Source organism: Streptomyces hawaiiensis (assembly GCF_004803895.1).
Classification (GTDB): Bacteria; Actinomycetota; Actinomycetes; order Streptomycetales; family Streptomycetaceae; genus Streptomyces; species Streptomyces hawaiiensis.
Genome location: NZ_CP021978.1, coordinates 1,331,540 through 1,346,534, shown reverse-complemented (window position 1 = coordinate 1,346,534; position 14,995 = coordinate 1,331,540). Strand labels below are relative to the sequence as shown.

Here is a 14,995-nt window from a genome sequence, read left to right as displayed (position 1 = left end):
GGCTGGGCTGTGAGCTGGGTCACCATAGAGGTCTCAGGGGTGCGTCGGGGTCGCACCTCAGGGATGTCTCAGGGTTGCGGTCCGGAACCGCCGCGAACGCGGGTCCGTTTTCGAGACAGAGAGCGGCAGTGGCCGCGAAGGAGGCGACAGTCATGTCGAAGAACGCCAAGATCGCCGCGGGCGGTGTGGCAGTCGGGCTCATCCTGCTGATCTGGCTGCCCTGGTGGGCATCGCTCCTGATCATCCTGGGAGTCCCGGCCGCCGCGTACCTCACGCTGGACCCGTCGCAGCGGCGCAGGCTGCGCCGCGCCACCCGCAAGGAGATCGGCCGCTGAGGCGCTGAAGGCCGGTGCCGCCCGGCCCGCACCGCGAAGGCCCGGCCGAACGGGCGCGGCCCCGCCGAACCGGCTCAGTTCGGCCGTACGGCCATCTTGTCCAGTGCCTCGAGGAGTCCCGGCAGTTCCGGCCCCCGGCCCACCGGCAGGACCTCACCAGGTTCCTCGTCGAGCAGCACGAAGGCGATGTCGTCGGTCCTGGCGACGAGCGACCAGCCGGGACCGTCGGCCCGCAGGGTCCGGGCGTCACCCGGCGCGAAGGACGACCGGACCCGGCCCAGAGGCGGCGGCGAGTCGATATAGGTGCGGGCCTCCGCGAGGACGCGCCGGATGCCGCTGTGGCCACCCTTCTGCCCGTTCTCCCCGCGTCCGTCCGGACCGCCGGCGGCCGTCCCGCCCCGTCACCCGGTGTTCCCGAGGGCTCCGACGTCGGGAACGCCGCGTCGTCGACCTGCTCCCGCCACGTCGCCCATTGCAGCGCGATCTCGTCCGCGCCCAGGCGCCGCTGGGCCGGGCCCCACACGGTGGTGTCCGGCGGAGCCAGCGGGGGCCCCTCGTCGGCCTCCGGGCCCGGATCGTGCGGAGCGGGCACCCCGGGGGCCGCGACGGCGACCGCGAGAGGCCAGCCGGGCAGGGCCGCGACGACCGTGCGCTCGTCGGGCGACAGCTCGTACTCCATGCCGCAGTCCCAGGAGGCGATCGCGACGGCCACCAGGGAGACGTCGTCGATGGCCACCGTCCACCGGGCGCCTTCGCCGTCCTGGCCGAGCACCAGCCCGTACCCGTCGGCGAGCGGCGCGAGACCGAGCGCCGCGCATGCCTCGGGGTAGTCGTCGCCCAGCACGCTCGGGAACTTCGCCGGCGTCAGTAGCACCGCCGTGAGCACATAGAGCGCATCGTCCGCGGCGGCGACGGCTTCCTCGTCCGTCCCGGCCATCCCAGCCTCCCCATCGGTTCGTCCACCGGCGCGCACCCTAGTGCGCCCGCAAGCCCCTTGTCACGGCCCCGCATGCGCACGCGGAGCTGCAGTTTTCCGGCGGACGGGGCGAATCGGCCGTCGTGCCGTGCCCCTCACGCCGCCGGCAGCCCCAGCAAGTGGCGGGCCACGGTCTCCGGCGACTCGCCGCGCTCCCGGGCGAGCGCGATCACGGCCCGGCAGGCCAGCTCGTTCACGCCGAACGACAGCGCCTCCGGCGAGACCCAGCCGGCCGCCTCGTCGGCCCGCTCCTGGTCGTCCTCCGCGCAGGCCGTGACATAGGTCGCCGCGGCCTCGAAGAGATTGTGCGGACGCTTGTCCCCACCGGCCTTCGGCTCCGTGCGCAAGACATGAGCGACCCTTCCCCCGGCTTTGAGGAACCTGTCCCACATGCTGACCACCTGCCCCCTGTGTGCCTGCCCTGCATGGTCGTTCATCTCCTGGTCACCAACGTAGAGTTGGAGAACCTGTGGCAGAAGGGGGACGGCACGGTGAAGCGCTTCTCACGGCTCGAGCAGATCCGGCGGATGAACCCGTACGAGGACGCTACGGAGATCTACCGGCTCAGCGTGGCGTACGAGTTCCCCTGGGACTTCACACGCGCCCTGGAGCTGGCCCTGTACCGCACCTACGCCGTCCCGGGCATCGGCAGGCTGCTGGCGCGCACGGCGGAGCTCACGGACCGGACGCAGAAGCGCTACGACGACACCTCGCTGCTCCTGGACACCATCGTCGAGCACGGCTTCGGCAGCGACCAGGGCAGGACCGCGATCCGCCGCATCAATCAGATGCACCGCAGCTACGACATCAGCGACGACGACATGCGCTACGTGCTCTGCACCTTCGTCGTGATGCCCAAACGGTGGATCGACGCCTACGGCTGGCGCCGGATGTCACGCCACGAGATCGTCGCCAGTGTCGTCCACTACCGCACACTGGGCCGCCACATGGGCATCAAGGACATCCCCGAGACCTACGAGGAGTTCGAGACCTGCCTCGGCTCCTACGAGGCCGCCCACTTCGCCTGGGACGGGGACGCCCGGCGCGTCTCGGACGCCACACTCGGCCTGATGGCCTCCTGGTACCCCGGCCCGCTCGCACCCCTGCTGCGCACCACGACCCTCGCGCTGCTCGACGACTCGCTGCTGCGCGCCTTCCGCTACACCCCGCCGAGTGCCGCCACGCGCGCGTGGGTGCGGCGCGCGGTCCGGCTCCGGGGCCGTGCCGTCCGCCTGCTGCCGCCCCGGCGGGCTCCACACTTCGCCCGACAGAACCGGGAGATCAAGGGCTACCCGTACGGCTACCGGATCGCCGACCTGGGCACACGCCCGGTCCCGGGCGTCCGGGGCTGCCCCGTGCGGCACGCGGCCCCGGACGCCGAGGCCGGGTGACGCGGCGCCTCAGTCCTCGCGCACGGCGAGTGCCAGGAAACGGGAGTCCTCGTCGACGTACGACGTCAGGCGCCATCCGGAACCGGCCAGCAGGGGGCGGAGGTTGGGCTCGGCGCGCAGGTCGTCCGGGGTGAGCGGGCGGCCGTGGCGTGCCGCGAGAGCCGCCCTGCCGATCGGGTGGAACAGCGCCAGTACCCCACCGGGGCGCACCACGCGCGCCAGCTCCCTCAGGTTCTCGGCGGGGCTCTCGAGGTGCGAGATGAGACCCGCCCCGAACACGGCGTCCAGCGACCGCGGGCGCAGGGGCAGCGCGGCGACGTCCGTGAGCAGCAACTGCCCGTCACGGTCCCGTCCGGCCCGTACGGCCTCGTGCAGCATGGCGGGTGTCAGGTCGGCCCCGAGGACCACCCCCGAAACCCCCACGGCGGCTCGCAGCGGCGGCAGGGCGCGTCCGGTGCCGCACCCCGCGTCGAGCACCCGGTCGCCCGCCCGCAGCCCGATCTCCGCGACCGCGGCCGCGTAGGCCGGACCGTCGTCGGGGAACCGGCTGTCCCAGTCGGCGGCGCGGGCGGTGAAGAACTCCTGGACACGCGTCTGCTCGTCGCTCATGTACCGCATGATTCCGCACCGGCACGGATGACGCCGCACCGGAACGGGGGACGCCGCACGGGAACGGGGGACGCCGCACCGGAACGAGGGACGCCGCACCGGAACGAGGGACGCCGCACCGGCACGGAGGACGCCCTCACCGGCACGGAGGACGTCTCAGTGCACACGTTCGAGCGTGACCCGATCGTTCCGGTACATCCTTGGGTCATATTCCAACACCTTTCGAAATGCGCCCCCTTCGAGCGCCTCTGCCGGGTCTAGCGTCCCGGGGCCATGGGACACCTGGACCACGCTGCCCTGGGGTGGCTGACCCCCGCACTGTCGTACGTGATGGCCTGCATAGGCGCCGCGCTCGGTCTGCGCTGCACCGTCCGCGCGCTCGCCACCACCGGGCGCTCGCGCCGCAACTGGCTCCTCACCGCCGCCTCGGCGATCGGCACCGGCATCTGGACCATGCACTTCGTGGCCATGCTCGGTTTCGGCGTCACCGGCACCGACATCCGCTACGACGTGCCGCTCACTCTGCTGAGCCTGCTCGTCGCCATGGTCGTCGTCTGTGCCGGCGTCTTCGCCATCGGCTACAGCAGGGACCGCGGCCGGGCCCTGCTCGTCGGCGGGCTGACCACCGGCCTCGGCGTCGCGAGCATGCACTACCTGGGCATGGCGGCCGTCCGTCTGCACGGCGACGTGAGCTACGACCCGCTGCTCGTCGGGCTCTCCGTCCTGATCGCCGTCGTCGCCGCGACGGCGGCCCTGTGGGCGGCCCTCAACATCAAGTCGCCCGTGGCGGTCACCATCGCCTCGCTGATCATGGGGGCGGCCGTCAGCAGCATGCACTACACCGGGATGTTCGCGGTGGGCGTGCGCGTCACGCCCTCCGGGGATGCCCTCCCCGGGGCCACGGCGATGCAGTTCATCTTCCCCCTCGCCGTCGGCCTCGGCTCCTATCTCTTCCTGACCTCGGCCTTCGTCGCGCTGTCGCCGACGGCGGGAGAGCGCGCGGCGTCCGCCTCGGCCCAGCGGCCGGTGCGGAGCGTTGCCCCCCAGCCGCGCGGGTGACCGCTGACGGCGGCTGACGGCCCGGGCGGTGCGGGGCGCGGGCTCACGGACAGTGCACCTGCCGGTCAGGAGGGCCGGCGGTCAGGAGGGCCGGTCCAGCGGCCAAGGTGGCGCCACCAGCGGCTTGAACGGCCCACCCTCACCCGGCCCGCCGTCACCCGGCTCGCCCCCACCCGGCCCGTCCGCTCTGCGCCCGACGGTGCGCTCACCACCCAACGGCGCCCTGAGCCCTACGGCGCGCTCGGACGGCAGCGCGCCGCCCCAGCCAGGACGCCGGCCCGCACGCCCCCGACCCACTCCCGAGCGAGGAGTCCATGCGAACACCCCGTAGGACCGCCACAGCCGGCGCCGAGCCGCCGCCCCAGCCCGTGCGCGGTCGCCGTGCGCACGCCGGGCCACCGGCCGACGAGAGCCCCGACACGCCCGCGGAGGCCGCGCCGGACGTGGCGCCCACGCGCGCGGAGCGCTGGCACATACGCCCCCGCACCGTGCGCGCCAAGATCGTCTGCCTGCTGATGGTGCCGGTCGTCTCCCTCCTGGCCCTGTGGGCCTACGCCACCGTCACCACCGCGCAGGACGTCTCCCGGCTGCGGCAGGTCCAGCGCGTCGACGCCACGGTCCGCGGCCCCGTCTCCGCCGCCGTCGCCGCCCTCCAGGCCGAACGCGCGGCCGCCGTACGCCACGCCACCGAGCCGTCCAGCGTCCGCACCGGCGAACTGGACGACCTCGCCCGGCGCACCGACCGGGCCGTCGCGAAACTGCGGCTCGGCAAGGACACCACCGTCGCCGACAGCGGGGAGCTGCCCGCCGGAGTCGCCCAGCGGCTGAAGGCGTTCGTCTCCGGTGCCGAGCAACTGCGGCCGCTGCGCACCGCCGTGCGGGACCGGCGGGCGGGCTGGGCCGAGACGTACGACCGCTACACCCGGACCATCTCGGCCGCCTTCGACGTCGGCGGCGCCCTCACCGGCATCAGGGACGCCGACCTCGGCTCCGACGCGCGCGTGCTGCTCGAATTCGCCCGCGCGGGCGAAGCGCTGGCCCAGGAGGACGCGGTGCTGGCGAGCGCCCGCCTGGACGGCGCCCTGACCGGGGAGCGGCTCCGGCTTTTCACCGGCGCCGTCGACGTGCGCCGCACGCTCACCGAGTCGGCCGTCGCTGACCTGAGCGGCCCCGAGCGCTCCGCCTGGGACGCCCTCGCCGACAGCAGCGCCTACACCGGCCTGGGCGATGCCGAGGACGAGGTCCTCGCCGGCGGGCCGGGCACGAAGGCGGTGGACGCGGCACCCGAGAGCACCTGGAACACGGCCCACGCGCCCGTGCAGAACGGCATGCGCGTCATCGAGGACGACGCGGCACGCGGGGTCGCGGAGCGGGCCGACCCGTTCACCCGAGGGCTGCTCACCCCGGCCGGTGCCGCCGTCCTGCTCGGCCTCGCCGCCGTCGCCGCCTCGCTCGTCATCTCCGTGCGCATCGGGCGCGGCCTCGTGGTGGAACTGGTCAGCCTGCGCAACGGCGCCCTGGAGATCGCCCGGCGCAAACTCCCCGACGCCATGCGGAAACTGCGCGCGGGCGAGGAGGTCGACATCCGCGCCGAGGCCCCGCCGGGAGCCCCCGCGGAGGACGAGACCGGGCAGGTCGCCGAGGCTCTCACCACCGTGCACCGCGCCGCGCTGCGGGCCGCCGTGGAACGCGCCGAACTCGCCAGCGGCATCTCCGGCGTCTTCGTCAACCTAGCCCGCCGCAGCCAGATCCTCGTCCACCGGCAGCTCGCCCTCCTCGACAGCATGGAACGCCGCTCCGACGACCCGAACGAGCTGAGCGACCTCTTCCGCCTCGACCACCTCACCACCCGCATGCGGCGCCACGCGGAGAGCCTGATCATCCTCTCCGGAGCCGCCCCCGGCCGGGCCTGGCGCATGCCGGTCTCCCTGACGAACGTGGTCCGCGCGGCCGTCTCCGAAGTGGAGGACTACGCGCGCGTGGAGGTAAGGCAACTCCCCGAGGCAGCCGTGGCCGGCGCGGCCGTCGCCGACCTCACGCACCTGCTGGCCGAGATCATCGAGAACGCCGCCCAGTTCTCCCCGCCCCACACGCGCGTGCGCGTCACCGGCGAACCCGTCGGCAACGGCTACGCCGTCGAGGTCGAGGACCGCGGCCTCGGCATGGGCAAGGAGACCCTCGCCGAAGCCAACCGCCGCATCGCCCAGTCCGAGGCGCTCGACCTCTTCGACAGCGACCGGCTCGGCCTGTTCGTGGTCAGCAGGCTCGCCGCCCGGCACGACGTCAAGGTCCACCTGAGGACCTCCCCGTACGGCGGCACCACCGCGGTCGTCCTGCTGCCCACCGCCCTGCTCCACACAGGCGCGGCTGAACGATCCCCCGAGGCGGCGGAACCCGCGCGGCAGCCCGAGGCACGCGCCTACGCGCGCGTGCCCGACGACACCCCCCGTCAGGACGCCGTACCCGCCCAGACCGACCGGCGCGCCCTCGTGGCCCCCGTACCGACCGCAGCGGAGACCAAGGCCTCGCTGCACGCGGACATCTCGGTTCACGCTCACATCTCCCGTCACGCGGACGGTCCGCGTCACCTGGAGACCCCGAGCCAGACCCCACCCCCAGGAGTCGCCACCTTGCGACTGCACCGCCCGCCGCAGCAGCCCGAAGACTCCGACGACCTCCCGCGCCGCGTACGACAGGCCAGCCTGGCTCCCCAACTGCGCGACGAACGCCCCGAGGAGCAGCCACCGGCACCTGCCTTCCGGGACGACGAGCGCACCCCCGAACTCGTACGGGACCGCATGGCGGCCTACCGCGCCGGCTGGGCGCGCGGCGGCGGCAGGCAACCCGGCCGCGCCACCACTCCCGGCCCCGCCACGGGCAGCGACAGCAGCGAAGGAGACCCCGCATGATCCAGGACCCGAGCACACAGTCCGCCCCGCCCTCCGGCGGACTCGACTGGCTGCTGGACGATCTGGTGCTCCGCGTGAGCGACATCCGGCACGCCGTGGTGCTGTCCAACGACGGCCTCGCCGTGGGTGCCTCGACCGGCCTGCGCCGCGAGGACGCCGAGCACCTCGCCGCGGTCGCCTCGGGCTTCCACAGCCTCGCCAAGGGAGCGGGACGGCACTTCGGCGCCGGCGGGGTCCGCCAGACCATGGTGGAGATGGACGAGGGCTTCCTGTTCGTGGCCGCCGCGGGCGACGGCTCCTGCCTCGCCCTCCTCACCGCCGTCACCGCCGACATCGGCCTCGTGGCCTACGAGATGGCACGCCTGGTCAAGCGCGTCGGCGAGCACCTCGGCACGGCGCCCCGCGTGGCCGCGCGGCCCCCCGCCGCAGGATGAACCGGGAGAACGGTCCGCACAGATGACCGAGGACATGACGGGCGCCCCGCGCGAGCAGGGCAGCCAGTGGTACGACAACGAGGCCGGACCGCTCGTCCGCCCCTACGCCATGACGGGCGGACGCACCCGGCCCGGCCCCACGGGCGTTCGGTTCGACCTGATCGCCCTGGTCACGCTCGACCCGGGCGCACCCGGAGTGGACGACGCCCCGCTCGGCCCCGAACACCGCAACCTCCTCGACCTGTGCCGCCCGGAAACCCAGTCGGTCGCCGAACTCGCGGCCGGCGCGGACCTGCCCGTCGGCGTGGTGAGGGTCCTCCTCGGCGACCTCCTGGAACTCGGCTGCGTCACCGTCAGCCGCCCCGTACCACCGGCGCAGCTGCCCGACGAACGCATCCTGCGCGAGGTGATCGAGGGCCTGAGAGCGCTGTAGCCGAACGTCCACCGCCCACACACCGGCTGGGGCTGGACGCACACCACCCCGCACTGACGGAACCCACACCACCCACGCACTCACGACACCCGGCACTCCTGAGAGAAGTGATCAATGGTCTCCGAGCACTCCGACGCCCCGGGCGGCGAGACCGCCGCACTGGCGTTGAAGATTCTGGTCGCCGGCGGATTCGGCGTGGGCAAGACCACCCTGGTAGGCGCCGTCAGCGAGATCCGGCCGCTGCGCACCGAGGAACTCCTCAGCGAAGCGGGCCAGTCGGTGGACGACATCGGCGGCGTGGCCCACAAGACGACCACGACCGTCGCCATGGACTTCGGGCGCATCACCATCCGGTCCGGTCTCTCCCTGTACCTGTTCGGCACGCCGGGCCAGGACCGGTTCTGGTTCTTGTGGGACGAGTTGTCGCAAGGGGCGCTCGGCGCGGTCGTCCTCGCGGACACCCGTCGCCTGGAGGACTGCTTCCCCGCGGTCGACTACTTCGAGCACCGGCGCATCCCGTTCGTCGTGGCCGTCAACTGCTTCGCGGGTGCCCGGCAGCACGGGGCCCCGGACGTCTCGCGCGCCCTCGACCTCGACAAGGGCACCCCCGTGGTGCTGTGCGACGCCCGCGACCGCGACTCGGGAAAGGAGGTGCTGATCCGGCTCGTCGAGTACGCCGGGCGGATGCACACCGTCCGGCTGCTCGACTCGGTCGGCTGACCTGAGGCGGAGGGCGTACCCGTGGTGGTTCGCGCTCAGTTCGCGACGTCCCGCTCCGCCAGCACCCTGTCGACGGTGACACGGACGAGGAGTTCGCCGGGGACGCCGTTGCGCGCGCCGAACTCCTCGGCCCGCTCCTCGCCCATGTACCGGGCACCGATCCGGGTGGCCCAGTGCCGTAGCTCGTCGAGGTCTTCCAAGACACGGGCGCGGCCCCGCAGCACCACGAAGGAGTACGGCGGCCGGTCGTCGTCCACGCACAGGGCGATCCGGCCGTCCCGGACGATGTTGCGCCCCTTCACCGTGTCCTTGCCGGTGTTGAACACCACCTCGTCCCCGTCCAGCAGGAACCAGATCGGAGCCACGTGCGGGCTGCCGTCGGCCCGGACGGTGGACAGCTTCGCGGTGCGGGTGCCGTGGGAAACGAACTCCCGCCATTGCGTGTCGGTCATCTTCTCTGCCATGGCTCCCATCCTCCTTGCCCCGACCGCGGTCGTGGGGAAGTCTGAGATGGAGATCCTCCGGCCAGGAGGGGAATCGCACGGGGAGAAAACGGGGAGAACGGAAGATGGCGCAGAACCAGGGACTCGACTGGCTGCTGGACGACTTGACCGAGCGTGTCCATGAAGTGCGGCACGCACTGGTCCTGTCCAACGACGGCCTGGTGACCGGCGCGAGCACCGGACTGCGCCGCGAGGACGCTGAGCACCTCGCGGCCGTGTCGTCCGGGCTGCACAGCCTGGCCAAGGGCTCCGGACGGCATTTCGGCGCGGGCAGCGTACGCCAGACGATGATCGAGTTCGACGACGCGGTGCTCTTCGTCACCGCGGCCGGAACGGGCAGTTGTCTGTGCGTCCTCAGCGGCGCGGAGGCCGACATCGGCCAGATCGCCTACGAGATGACACTGCTGGTCAACCGGGTCGGCGAGCACCTCGACGTCGATGCCCGCCAGCCCGAACCAAAACCGATCGCGGACCTCTGACCTGCACGTTTGTCATTCCCCGTGGAGTTATCCACAGGCTCGCCACGAGATCCGCCGAAGCGGCTACGGTTTTTTCACGGCGACCGCACACGGCGTGAGCCGCTGACTCCACGGGGGAGACCGACCATGTCACGCACCGGCACCACACCCGACCGCCTCACCTGCGCCCCGAGCCGGGCCGCCCGCGAACTGGACCTCAAGCGGAGCGAGTTCGACCTCGCGGTGAACCTGGGGCTCATCCGGACCGTTCCCGACGAAGGCGGCGGGGGCCGGCGCGTGGCCCGGGCCGAGATCGACCGGCTGCGCTCCGGTGACGGCTTCCCGGACGTCCTGCGCGAGCGCGTCGCGACCGCCGGTACCACCGAGGGCGCCCAGCTCATGGAGGTGACGCCCACCAGGTTCACGAGCCTCGCGCGCTATGGCCTGCTGGTTCCGGTGGCGTTCTACATCAACCGCTATCGGACGGTTGTCTGGCGGTATCTGGCCGAAGAGCTGAGGCAGTTCGCGGCGGAGGGGAGCAACGCCCGGCTACTGACCGCCCGTCGCACACCCGCGGAGATCCGGGAAGGGTTGAAGGCGGGGATGGACCGGCGGCCCCGCAACTGGCGGGGGCGCCACGTCGGATTCCTGACGCGGCAGGCGGGGGACGACCCCTGGGCGCGCGCGGCAGCGGTCGCCTGTCTCCTCGACCCGGTCGACGTGGCGGACGTCGTCCAGGATCCCCACGAGCGCGCCCGTCTGGACCGCTGCCGCCCCCGGCTCCCGGCGCACGGCGCTCCCGGTTCACCCACCGCCGAGCTGGCCGAGACGCTCATGACGGCGAGCGAGCCGGACGAAGTGTCCTGGTTCCGCGCGGACCTGGCCCACACGATGGAGACGGCCCGAAAGCACCACCCCGTGGCGGAGGCACTTTCCCCGACACCTCCGGCAGGCATCGATCCGCTCGCCTCACCTCCGACACCTCCGGCAGGTCTCGATCCGCTCGCGCCACCTCCGAAACCTCAGGCAGGCCCCGATCCGCACGCGCCACCCCCGGCGCCGGCGGCGGAGCGGCCCGCGCCCCTGGACCCCACTCCTCCGCACGGCCTGCTGAGCCGGTTCCGTCGCAGAGGCCGGAGGTCGGCCGGGTGACCCCGGCGGTACCGCATCACCGCTGGTCGGCCCGCTGACCGATGAGTTTCCGGATGCGCCCGGGTCCCACCCTGAGCAGACTGTGTCCGGGAGGCGACCATGTTCGGTAAGACGAAGGCGTTCAGCGGGTTCTCGGTGAACGACATCGACGCGGCCAGGGCGTTCTACGCCGACACGCTCGGGCTCCGGGTGTCGGAGGAGAACGGAATGCTGCTCCTGCACCTCGCGGGGGACCGGGACATCCTGGTCTACCCCAAGCCGGACCACACCCCGGCGGCGTTCACCATCCTCAACTTCCCGGTGGACGACATCGAGGCAGCGGTCGACGAGCTGACCAGCAGAGGGGTGCGTTTCGAGAGTTACGACCACCTCAAGACGGACGACAAGGGCATCTTCCGCGGCGGCGGCCCGCTGATCGCCTGGTTCACCGACCCCGCGGGGAACGTGCTGTCCGTCCTCCAGGAAACCTGACACACCGGTCGTGCCCGAGCTCCCCGACGTCGAGGGCTTCCGGCAGGTGCTCGAGTCCTGCGCGAAAGGACGCGTCATCCGGCGGGTCGACGTGCGGGACACGGGCGTCCTGCACGGGGTCGACGCCCGGCGGCTGCGGGACGCCCTGGAGGGGCGGCGGCTCGGGACGCCGCAGCGGCACGGCAAGTGGCTGCTCGCCCGCACCGGCGGCCCCACCCTCGTCCTGCACTTCGGCATGACCGGGCGGCTGGTGTGCGGGCATGCCGATGATCCCGTCGAGGCGCATGACCGCGTCCTGTTCACCCTGGGCGGTGGCCGTCAGCTGCGCTTCCGCGACCAGCGCAAGCTGCAGGGGCTCTGGCTGGCCCACGACGAGTCCGACATCGAGCGGCTGCTGCGGCGGCAGGGGCCCGACGCGCTGGCGGTGGAGCGTGCGGAGTTCGAGGAGGTGCTCTCGTCGCGCCGCGGGAGCCTCAAGACGGCTCTCACCGACCAGTCCGTTCTCGCCGGGCTCGGCAATCTCCTCGCCGACGAGATCCTGTGGCGGGCCCGGTTGCGCCCCGACCGCGGGGCGCGTGACCTGACCCAGGAGGACCGCCGTCGCCTCTACGTCGAGATGCGCCGCACCCTGCGCTCGTCCGTCACCGCCGGCTGCGTACCGCCGCGTGACTCCTGGCTCACCGGCCACCGGGCCGACCGGGACCCCAGGTGCCCGCGGTGCGGCAGCGGCCTGCGCAGGTCCCGTATGGCCGGGCGGGGCACGGTGTGGTGCCCTCAGTGCCAGCCCGACGGGTGACCCGGTCAGGGCTGGTCGGCCGGCCGGTCAGGCGCGGGGCGTCTTCGCGGCCCTGCGGCTGGGCGCCTCGGCGGCTCACTCACCGGGGGTCAGGACGGCCGGCGCCCCGGCCAGAATGCCGCCGTCCACGATGAACTCGCAGCCCGTCGAGAACGTCGCGTCGGTGACGATGAAGAGCACCATGCGGGCGACCTCCTCGGGCTCTCCGAACCGGGGGATGGGCTGCCCCGCCGTGTAGGCGTCACCGAAGCCGGCCGTCATACGGGTGCGGATGGCGCCGGGATGGACCGAGCAGACCCGGACCCGGTCGGGCGCCAGCTCCAGAGCGGCGGCCTTGGTCAGTCCGCGCAGTCCCCATTTGCTGGCCGCGTACGCGCCGACACCGGCGTAGGCGGTCAGCCCCGCCAGAGAGGACATGTTGACGATGACGCCGCCCCCGGCCCGGCGCAGCGACGGTGCGACCGCGCGCATGCCCAGCCAGGCCCCCGTGAGGTTGACGTCCACGACCCGGCGGAAGGACGCGGGGCTCTGCTCCTCCATCGGGCCCCAGTCGATGATCCCCGCGATGTTGGCGAGGACCGAGACCGGGCCCAGGTCCCGCTCCGTCTCGGCCAGCGCCCGCCGCCAGTCGTCCTCGCTGGTGACGTCCAGGTGCAGGAAGCGGGCCCGGCCGCCGAGCCCGGCCGCGAGGTCCACTCCCTCGGCGTCCCGGATGTCGGCGACCACCACAAAGGCGCCCTCGGCCGCGAGGGCACGTGCCACCGCGGTTCCGATGCCTCCGGCCCCGCCGGTGACGATCGCCACCCGCTCACTGAGGCGTCCCATCGTGGACCTCCTTCGCTCAGGGTGCCGCCGCGCTCTCGCGCTCCTCGTCCGGGGCCACCAGCGACTGCGTGAACGGAATCCGCGCCAGTGCGAGAACCCCCACGGCGATCAGCGCGACGCCGAACACCTGGGGCAGCAGCCACCACCCGGTGCGGATGGTCTCCTCGTACAGGGTGATGCCGAGGGCGAAGCTCACCAGGGCGTCGCCGAGGGTGAGTGCGGGCTGCGAGGCGACCAGCGGGCCGGCCTGCATGGCGTTCTCCAGCAAGAACAGCGCGCACACACCGGTGGCGGCGAAGGCGTACGTCTGCCAGGCGGTGAGGAAACCCACGAGGCCCTGCTCGTCGAGGATGTGGGTGGCGGCCTTCATCAGCGCGGCGGTCACCGCGTAGCTGATGGCCGTCGCGGCACCCAGGCAGGCCGCCCGGGCCCGGCCCTCCGGGCGTCGCAGGGCCGCGAGAGCCAGGGCGACGACCGCCCCCGCGCACACGGCGAGCGCGGGAATCCAGCGGTCCAGCGCCACATGGGTGCGGTTGCCGGCGGGGGAGGCGGCGGCGAGCGCGACCGCCAGACCGGCCACCACCACCGTCACGGCCAGCCAGCCCATGCCCGGCAGATGCCGGTGCATCAGCAGGGAGGCGACGATGAGGGTGAGCGGCAGTTCCAGCACGAACAGCGGCTGCACGATCGTCAGCGGCCCGGTGGCCAGCGCCAGCGCCTGGCAGACGGCGGCGCCGATCACCGCGAGGATGCCGGCCAGCCATACGGGCCGGTGCAGCAGGTCGACGATCAGCCCGGCCCGCAATCCTTGGGAGGCGGGCACGGTGAGCGCGGCCTTGCGTTGCAGCACGGTCGCCACGGCGTTGCTGAAGGCCGCGCAGATCGCGAACACGACGGGGAGCACGGTGTGCAGCGTGGCCACCTCCCGGACCGGCGGGCGTGCGACGTCGGCAGTGCCTGCTCCTGCCATGGTCTCCGGATCCGGTCAGGGGCGCGATCGGAACCCCGGCGCACGGGGCCCCGATCGTCGAACGGCCAGGTCAGCCCAGCTTCCGGAAGAGCCCCTCCTGCACCACGGACACGACCAGCCGGCCCTCACGGTCGTAGATCCGGCCGCGGGCCAGACCACGGCCGCCGACGGCGATCGGTGACTCCTGGTCGTAGAGGAGCCAGTCGTCCGCGCGGAACGGGCGGTGGAACCACATCGCGTGGTCGAGCGAGGCCATGTCGAAGCCGCGCGGGCCCCACAGCGGCTCCACCGGGATGCGGACGGCGTCCAGCAGGGTCATGTCGCTGGCGTAGGTGAGGGCGCAGGTGTGCACGAGCGGGTCGTCGCCGAGCGGTCCGACCGCGCGCATCCACACGGCGCTGCGCGGCTCGGCGTCCTCCACCTCCGCGGCGGTCCAGCGCAGCCGGTCCACGTAGCGGATGTCGAAGGGCTGGCGCCGGGCCATCCGCTCCAGCTGCTCGGGCAGCGCGCCCAGGTGCTCCCGGATCTCGTCCGTGACCGTGGGCAGGGACTCCGGGTCCGGGACCTTGCGGGCCGGCGGCAGCTGGTGCTCGAAGCTGCCCTCCTCCGGCTTGTGGAAGGAGGCGGTGAGGTTGAAGATCGTGCGGCCCTGCTGCACGGCCGTGACCCGCCGGGTGGTGAACGACCGCCCGTCGCGCACATGCTCGACCTGGTAGACGATCGGCACGCCCGGCCGGCCCGGGCGCAGGAAGTAGGCGTGCAGCGAGTGCACGGGACGGTCGCCCTCCGTGGTGCGGCCCGCGGCGACCAGCGCCTGCCCCGCCACCTGGCCGCCGAAGACCCGCTGCAAGGACTCCTCCGGGCTGCGGCCGCGGAAGATGTTGACCTCGATCTGCTCCAGGTCGAGCAGGTCGACGAGCCTGTCGGCCGGGTTCGTCGTCATGGGTGGGATTC

The 14,995-nt window shown here is 72.9% G+C and carries 17 protein-coding genes and 1 pseudogene; 11 read left to right on the top strand and 7 right to left on the bottom strand.

Annotation, left to right across the window (positions count from 1 at the left end; translation table 11 throughout):
• The first annotated feature begins 152 nt into the window (after positions 1 to 152).
• Complete coding sequence (locus CEB94_RS06185; RefSeq protein WP_031137158.1) at positions 153 to 335, top strand: hypothetical protein; 183 nt, start codon at positions 153 to 155, stop codon at positions 333 to 335.
• Positions 336 to 409: 74 nt separating this feature from the next.
• Here the strand turns inward: CEB94_RS06185 and CEB94_RS06180 are convergent.
• Positions 410 to 1,272: pseudogene (locus tag CEB94_RS06180) on the bottom strand (hypothetical protein).
• 134 nt (positions 1,273 to 1,406) lie between these two features.
• Positions 1,407 to 1,703 carry a hypothetical protein gene (locus tag CEB94_RS06175; RefSeq protein ID WP_175431196.1) on the bottom strand — a complete coding sequence of 99 codons (297 nt, stop codon included), beginning with the start codon at positions 1,701 to 1,703 and terminating at the stop codon, positions 1,407 to 1,409.
• Between the two features lie 99 nt (positions 1,704 to 1,802).
• Here CEB94_RS06175 and CEB94_RS06170 point away from each other — a divergent pair, with 99 nt between their 5' ends.
• Positions 1,803 to 2,702 (top strand): oxygenase MpaB family protein, encoded by a 900-nt coding sequence (locus CEB94_RS06170; protein WP_175436912.1) that lies wholly within the window; start codon positions 1,803 to 1,805, stop codon positions 2,700 to 2,702.
• Between the two features lie 9 nt (positions 2,703 to 2,711).
• Here CEB94_RS06170 and CEB94_RS06165 read toward each other — a convergent pair whose 3' ends face one another.
• The gene (locus tag CEB94_RS06165) at positions 2,712 to 3,311 is read right to left on the bottom strand and encodes a class I SAM-dependent methyltransferase (RefSeq protein WP_175431195.1); all 600 of its coding nucleotides are present in this window, start codon (positions 3,309 to 3,311) and stop codon (positions 2,712 to 2,714) included.
• A gap of 273 nt (positions 3,312 to 3,584) precedes the next feature.
• Between CEB94_RS06165 and CEB94_RS06160 the strand changes: the two genes are divergently transcribed.
• The 5 genes from CEB94_RS06160 (at position 3,585) to CEB94_RS06140 (ending at position 8,866) form a co-directional block, all read left to right on the top strand.
• A complete protein-coding gene (locus tag CEB94_RS06160; RefSeq protein WP_175431194.1) occupies positions 3,585 to 4,370 on the top strand; it encodes an MHYT domain-containing protein in 786 nt (261 codons plus the stop codon).
• 314 nt (positions 4,371 to 4,684) lie between these two features.
• Entirely contained in the window at positions 4,685 to 7,279 is a 2,595-nt protein-coding gene (locus CEB94_RS06155; protein ID WP_175431193.1) for a sensor histidine kinase, read from the top strand.
• On the top strand, positions 7,276 to 7,713 hold the full coding sequence (locus CEB94_RS06150; protein WP_175431192.1) for a roadblock/LC7 domain-containing protein: 438 nt from the start codon (positions 7,276 to 7,278) through the stop codon (positions 7,711 to 7,713). The genes CEB94_RS06155 and CEB94_RS06150 overlap by 4 nt, the downstream gene beginning before the upstream one ends.
• 22 nt (positions 7,714 to 7,735) lie before the next feature.
• Entirely contained in the window at positions 7,736 to 8,146 is a 411-nt protein-coding gene (locus CEB94_RS06145) for a DUF742 domain-containing protein (RefSeq protein WP_033307201.1), read from the top strand.
• Between the two features lie 114 nt (positions 8,147 to 8,260).
• A complete protein-coding gene (locus CEB94_RS06140) occupies positions 8,261 to 8,866 on the top strand; it encodes a GTP-binding protein (RefSeq protein ID WP_175431191.1) in 606 nt (201 codons plus the stop codon).
• Positions 8,867 to 8,901: 35 nt separating this feature from the next.
• Here the strand turns inward: CEB94_RS06140 and CEB94_RS06135 are convergent, their stop codons facing one another.
• Positions 8,902 to 9,330: a PPOX class F420-dependent oxidoreductase gene (locus tag CEB94_RS06135; protein WP_175431190.1), complete on the bottom strand. Its 429-nt coding sequence runs from the start codon at positions 9,328 to 9,330 to the stop codon at positions 8,902 to 8,904.
• Between the two features lie 104 nt (positions 9,331 to 9,434).
• On the opposite strand from CEB94_RS06135, the gene CEB94_RS06130 reads away from it, so the two are divergent.
• The 4 genes from CEB94_RS06130 to CEB94_RS06115 all read left to right on the top strand — a co-directional run bounded on the left by CEB94_RS06130 (position 9,435) and on the right by CEB94_RS06115 (position 12,246).
• Positions 9,435 to 9,848 carry a roadblock/LC7 domain-containing protein gene (locus CEB94_RS06130; RefSeq protein WP_031137176.1) on the top strand — a complete coding sequence of 138 codons (414 nt, stop codon included), beginning with the start codon at positions 9,435 to 9,437 and terminating at the stop codon, positions 9,846 to 9,848.
• 126 nt (positions 9,849 to 9,974) lie between these two features.
• On the top strand, positions 9,975 to 10,979 hold the full coding sequence (locus CEB94_RS06125; RefSeq protein ID WP_175431189.1) for a DUF6397 family protein: 1,005 nt from the start codon (positions 9,975 to 9,977) through the stop codon (positions 10,977 to 10,979).
• A gap of 99 nt (positions 10,980 to 11,078) precedes the next feature.
• Positions 11,079 to 11,450, top strand: coding sequence for a VOC family protein (locus CEB94_RS06120; RefSeq protein WP_175431188.1), 372 nt, complete (start codon positions 11,079 to 11,081; stop codon positions 11,448 to 11,450).
• A gap of 10 nt (positions 11,451 to 11,460) precedes the next feature.
• Positions 11,461 to 12,246, top strand: coding sequence for an Fpg/Nei family DNA glycosylase (locus tag CEB94_RS06115; RefSeq protein ID WP_175431187.1), 786 nt, complete (start codon positions 11,461 to 11,463; stop codon positions 12,244 to 12,246).
• Positions 12,247 to 12,321: 75 nt separating this feature from the next.
• Here CEB94_RS06115 and CEB94_RS06110 read toward each other — a convergent pair whose 3' ends face one another.
• From CEB94_RS06110 to CEB94_RS06100, 3 genes are all read right to left on the bottom strand, one after another.
• A complete protein-coding gene (locus tag CEB94_RS06110; RefSeq protein ID WP_175431186.1) occupies positions 12,322 to 13,071 on the bottom strand; it encodes an SDR family oxidoreductase in 750 nt (249 codons plus the stop codon).
• A 16-nt stretch (positions 13,072 to 13,087) separates the two neighbouring features.
• The gene (locus CEB94_RS06105) at positions 13,088 to 14,041 is read right to left on the bottom strand and encodes a DMT family transporter (RefSeq protein WP_246111743.1); all 954 of its coding nucleotides are present in this window, start codon (positions 14,039 to 14,041) and stop codon (positions 13,088 to 13,090) included.
• A gap of 70 nt (positions 14,042 to 14,111) precedes the next feature.
• A complete protein-coding gene (locus tag CEB94_RS06100; protein WP_175431185.1) occupies positions 14,112 to 14,984 on the bottom strand; it encodes an acyl-CoA thioesterase in 873 nt (290 codons plus the stop codon).
• Positions 14,985 to 14,995: the final 11 nt, after the last annotated feature.

What these genes read in the sequence shown, in the direction of transcription:
- CEB94_RS06185 (WP_031137158.1), top strand. Translation starts at nt 153, where the DNA reads ATGTCGAAGAACGCCAAGATCGCCGCGGGCGGTGTGGCAGTCGGGCTC.
- CEB94_RS06175 (WP_175431196.1), bottom strand. Translation starts at nt 1,703, where the DNA reads ATGTGGGACAGGTTCCTCAAAGCCGGGGGAAGGGTCGCTCATGTCTTG.
- CEB94_RS06165 (WP_175431195.1), bottom strand. Translation starts at nt 3,311, where the DNA reads ATGAGCGACGAGCAGACGCGTGTCCAGGAGTTCTTCACCGCCCGCGCC.
- CEB94_RS06160 (WP_175431194.1), top strand. Translation starts at nt 3,585, where the DNA reads ATGGGACACCTGGACCACGCTGCCCTGGGGTGGCTGACCCCCGCACTG.
- CEB94_RS06155 (WP_175431193.1), top strand. Translation starts at nt 4,685, where the DNA reads ATGCGAACACCCCGTAGGACCGCCACAGCCGGCGCCGAGCCGCCGCCC.
- CEB94_RS06150 (WP_175431192.1), top strand. Translation starts at nt 7,276, where the DNA reads ATGATCCAGGACCCGAGCACACAGTCCGCCCCGCCCTCCGGCGGACTC.
- CEB94_RS06145 (WP_033307201.1), top strand. Translation starts at nt 7,736, where the DNA reads ATGACCGAGGACATGACGGGCGCCCCGCGCGAGCAGGGCAGCCAGTGG.
- CEB94_RS06140 (WP_175431191.1), top strand. Translation starts at nt 8,261, where the DNA reads ATGGTCTCCGAGCACTCCGACGCCCCGGGCGGCGAGACCGCCGCACTG.
- CEB94_RS06135 (WP_175431190.1), bottom strand. Translation starts at nt 9,330, where the DNA reads ATGGCAGAGAAGATGACCGACACGCAATGGCGGGAGTTCGTTTCCCAC.
- CEB94_RS06130 (WP_031137176.1), top strand. Translation starts at nt 9,435, where the DNA reads ATGGCGCAGAACCAGGGACTCGACTGGCTGCTGGACGACTTGACCGAG.
- CEB94_RS06125 (WP_175431189.1), top strand. Translation starts at nt 9,975, where the DNA reads ATGTCACGCACCGGCACCACACCCGACCGCCTCACCTGCGCCCCGAGC.
- CEB94_RS06120 (WP_175431188.1), top strand. Translation starts at nt 11,079, where the DNA reads ATGTTCGGTAAGACGAAGGCGTTCAGCGGGTTCTCGGTGAACGACATC.
- CEB94_RS06110 (WP_175431186.1), bottom strand. Translation starts at nt 13,071, where the DNA reads ATGGGACGCCTCAGTGAGCGGGTGGCGATCGTCACCGGCGGGGCCGGA.
- CEB94_RS06105 (WP_246111743.1), bottom strand. Translation starts at nt 14,041, where the DNA reads ATGGCAGGAGCAGGCACTGCCGACGTCGCACGCCCGCCGGTCCGGGAG.
- CEB94_RS06100 (WP_175431185.1), bottom strand. Translation starts at nt 14,984, where the DNA reads ATGACGACGAACCCGGCCGACAGGCTCGTCGACCTGCTCGACCTGGAG.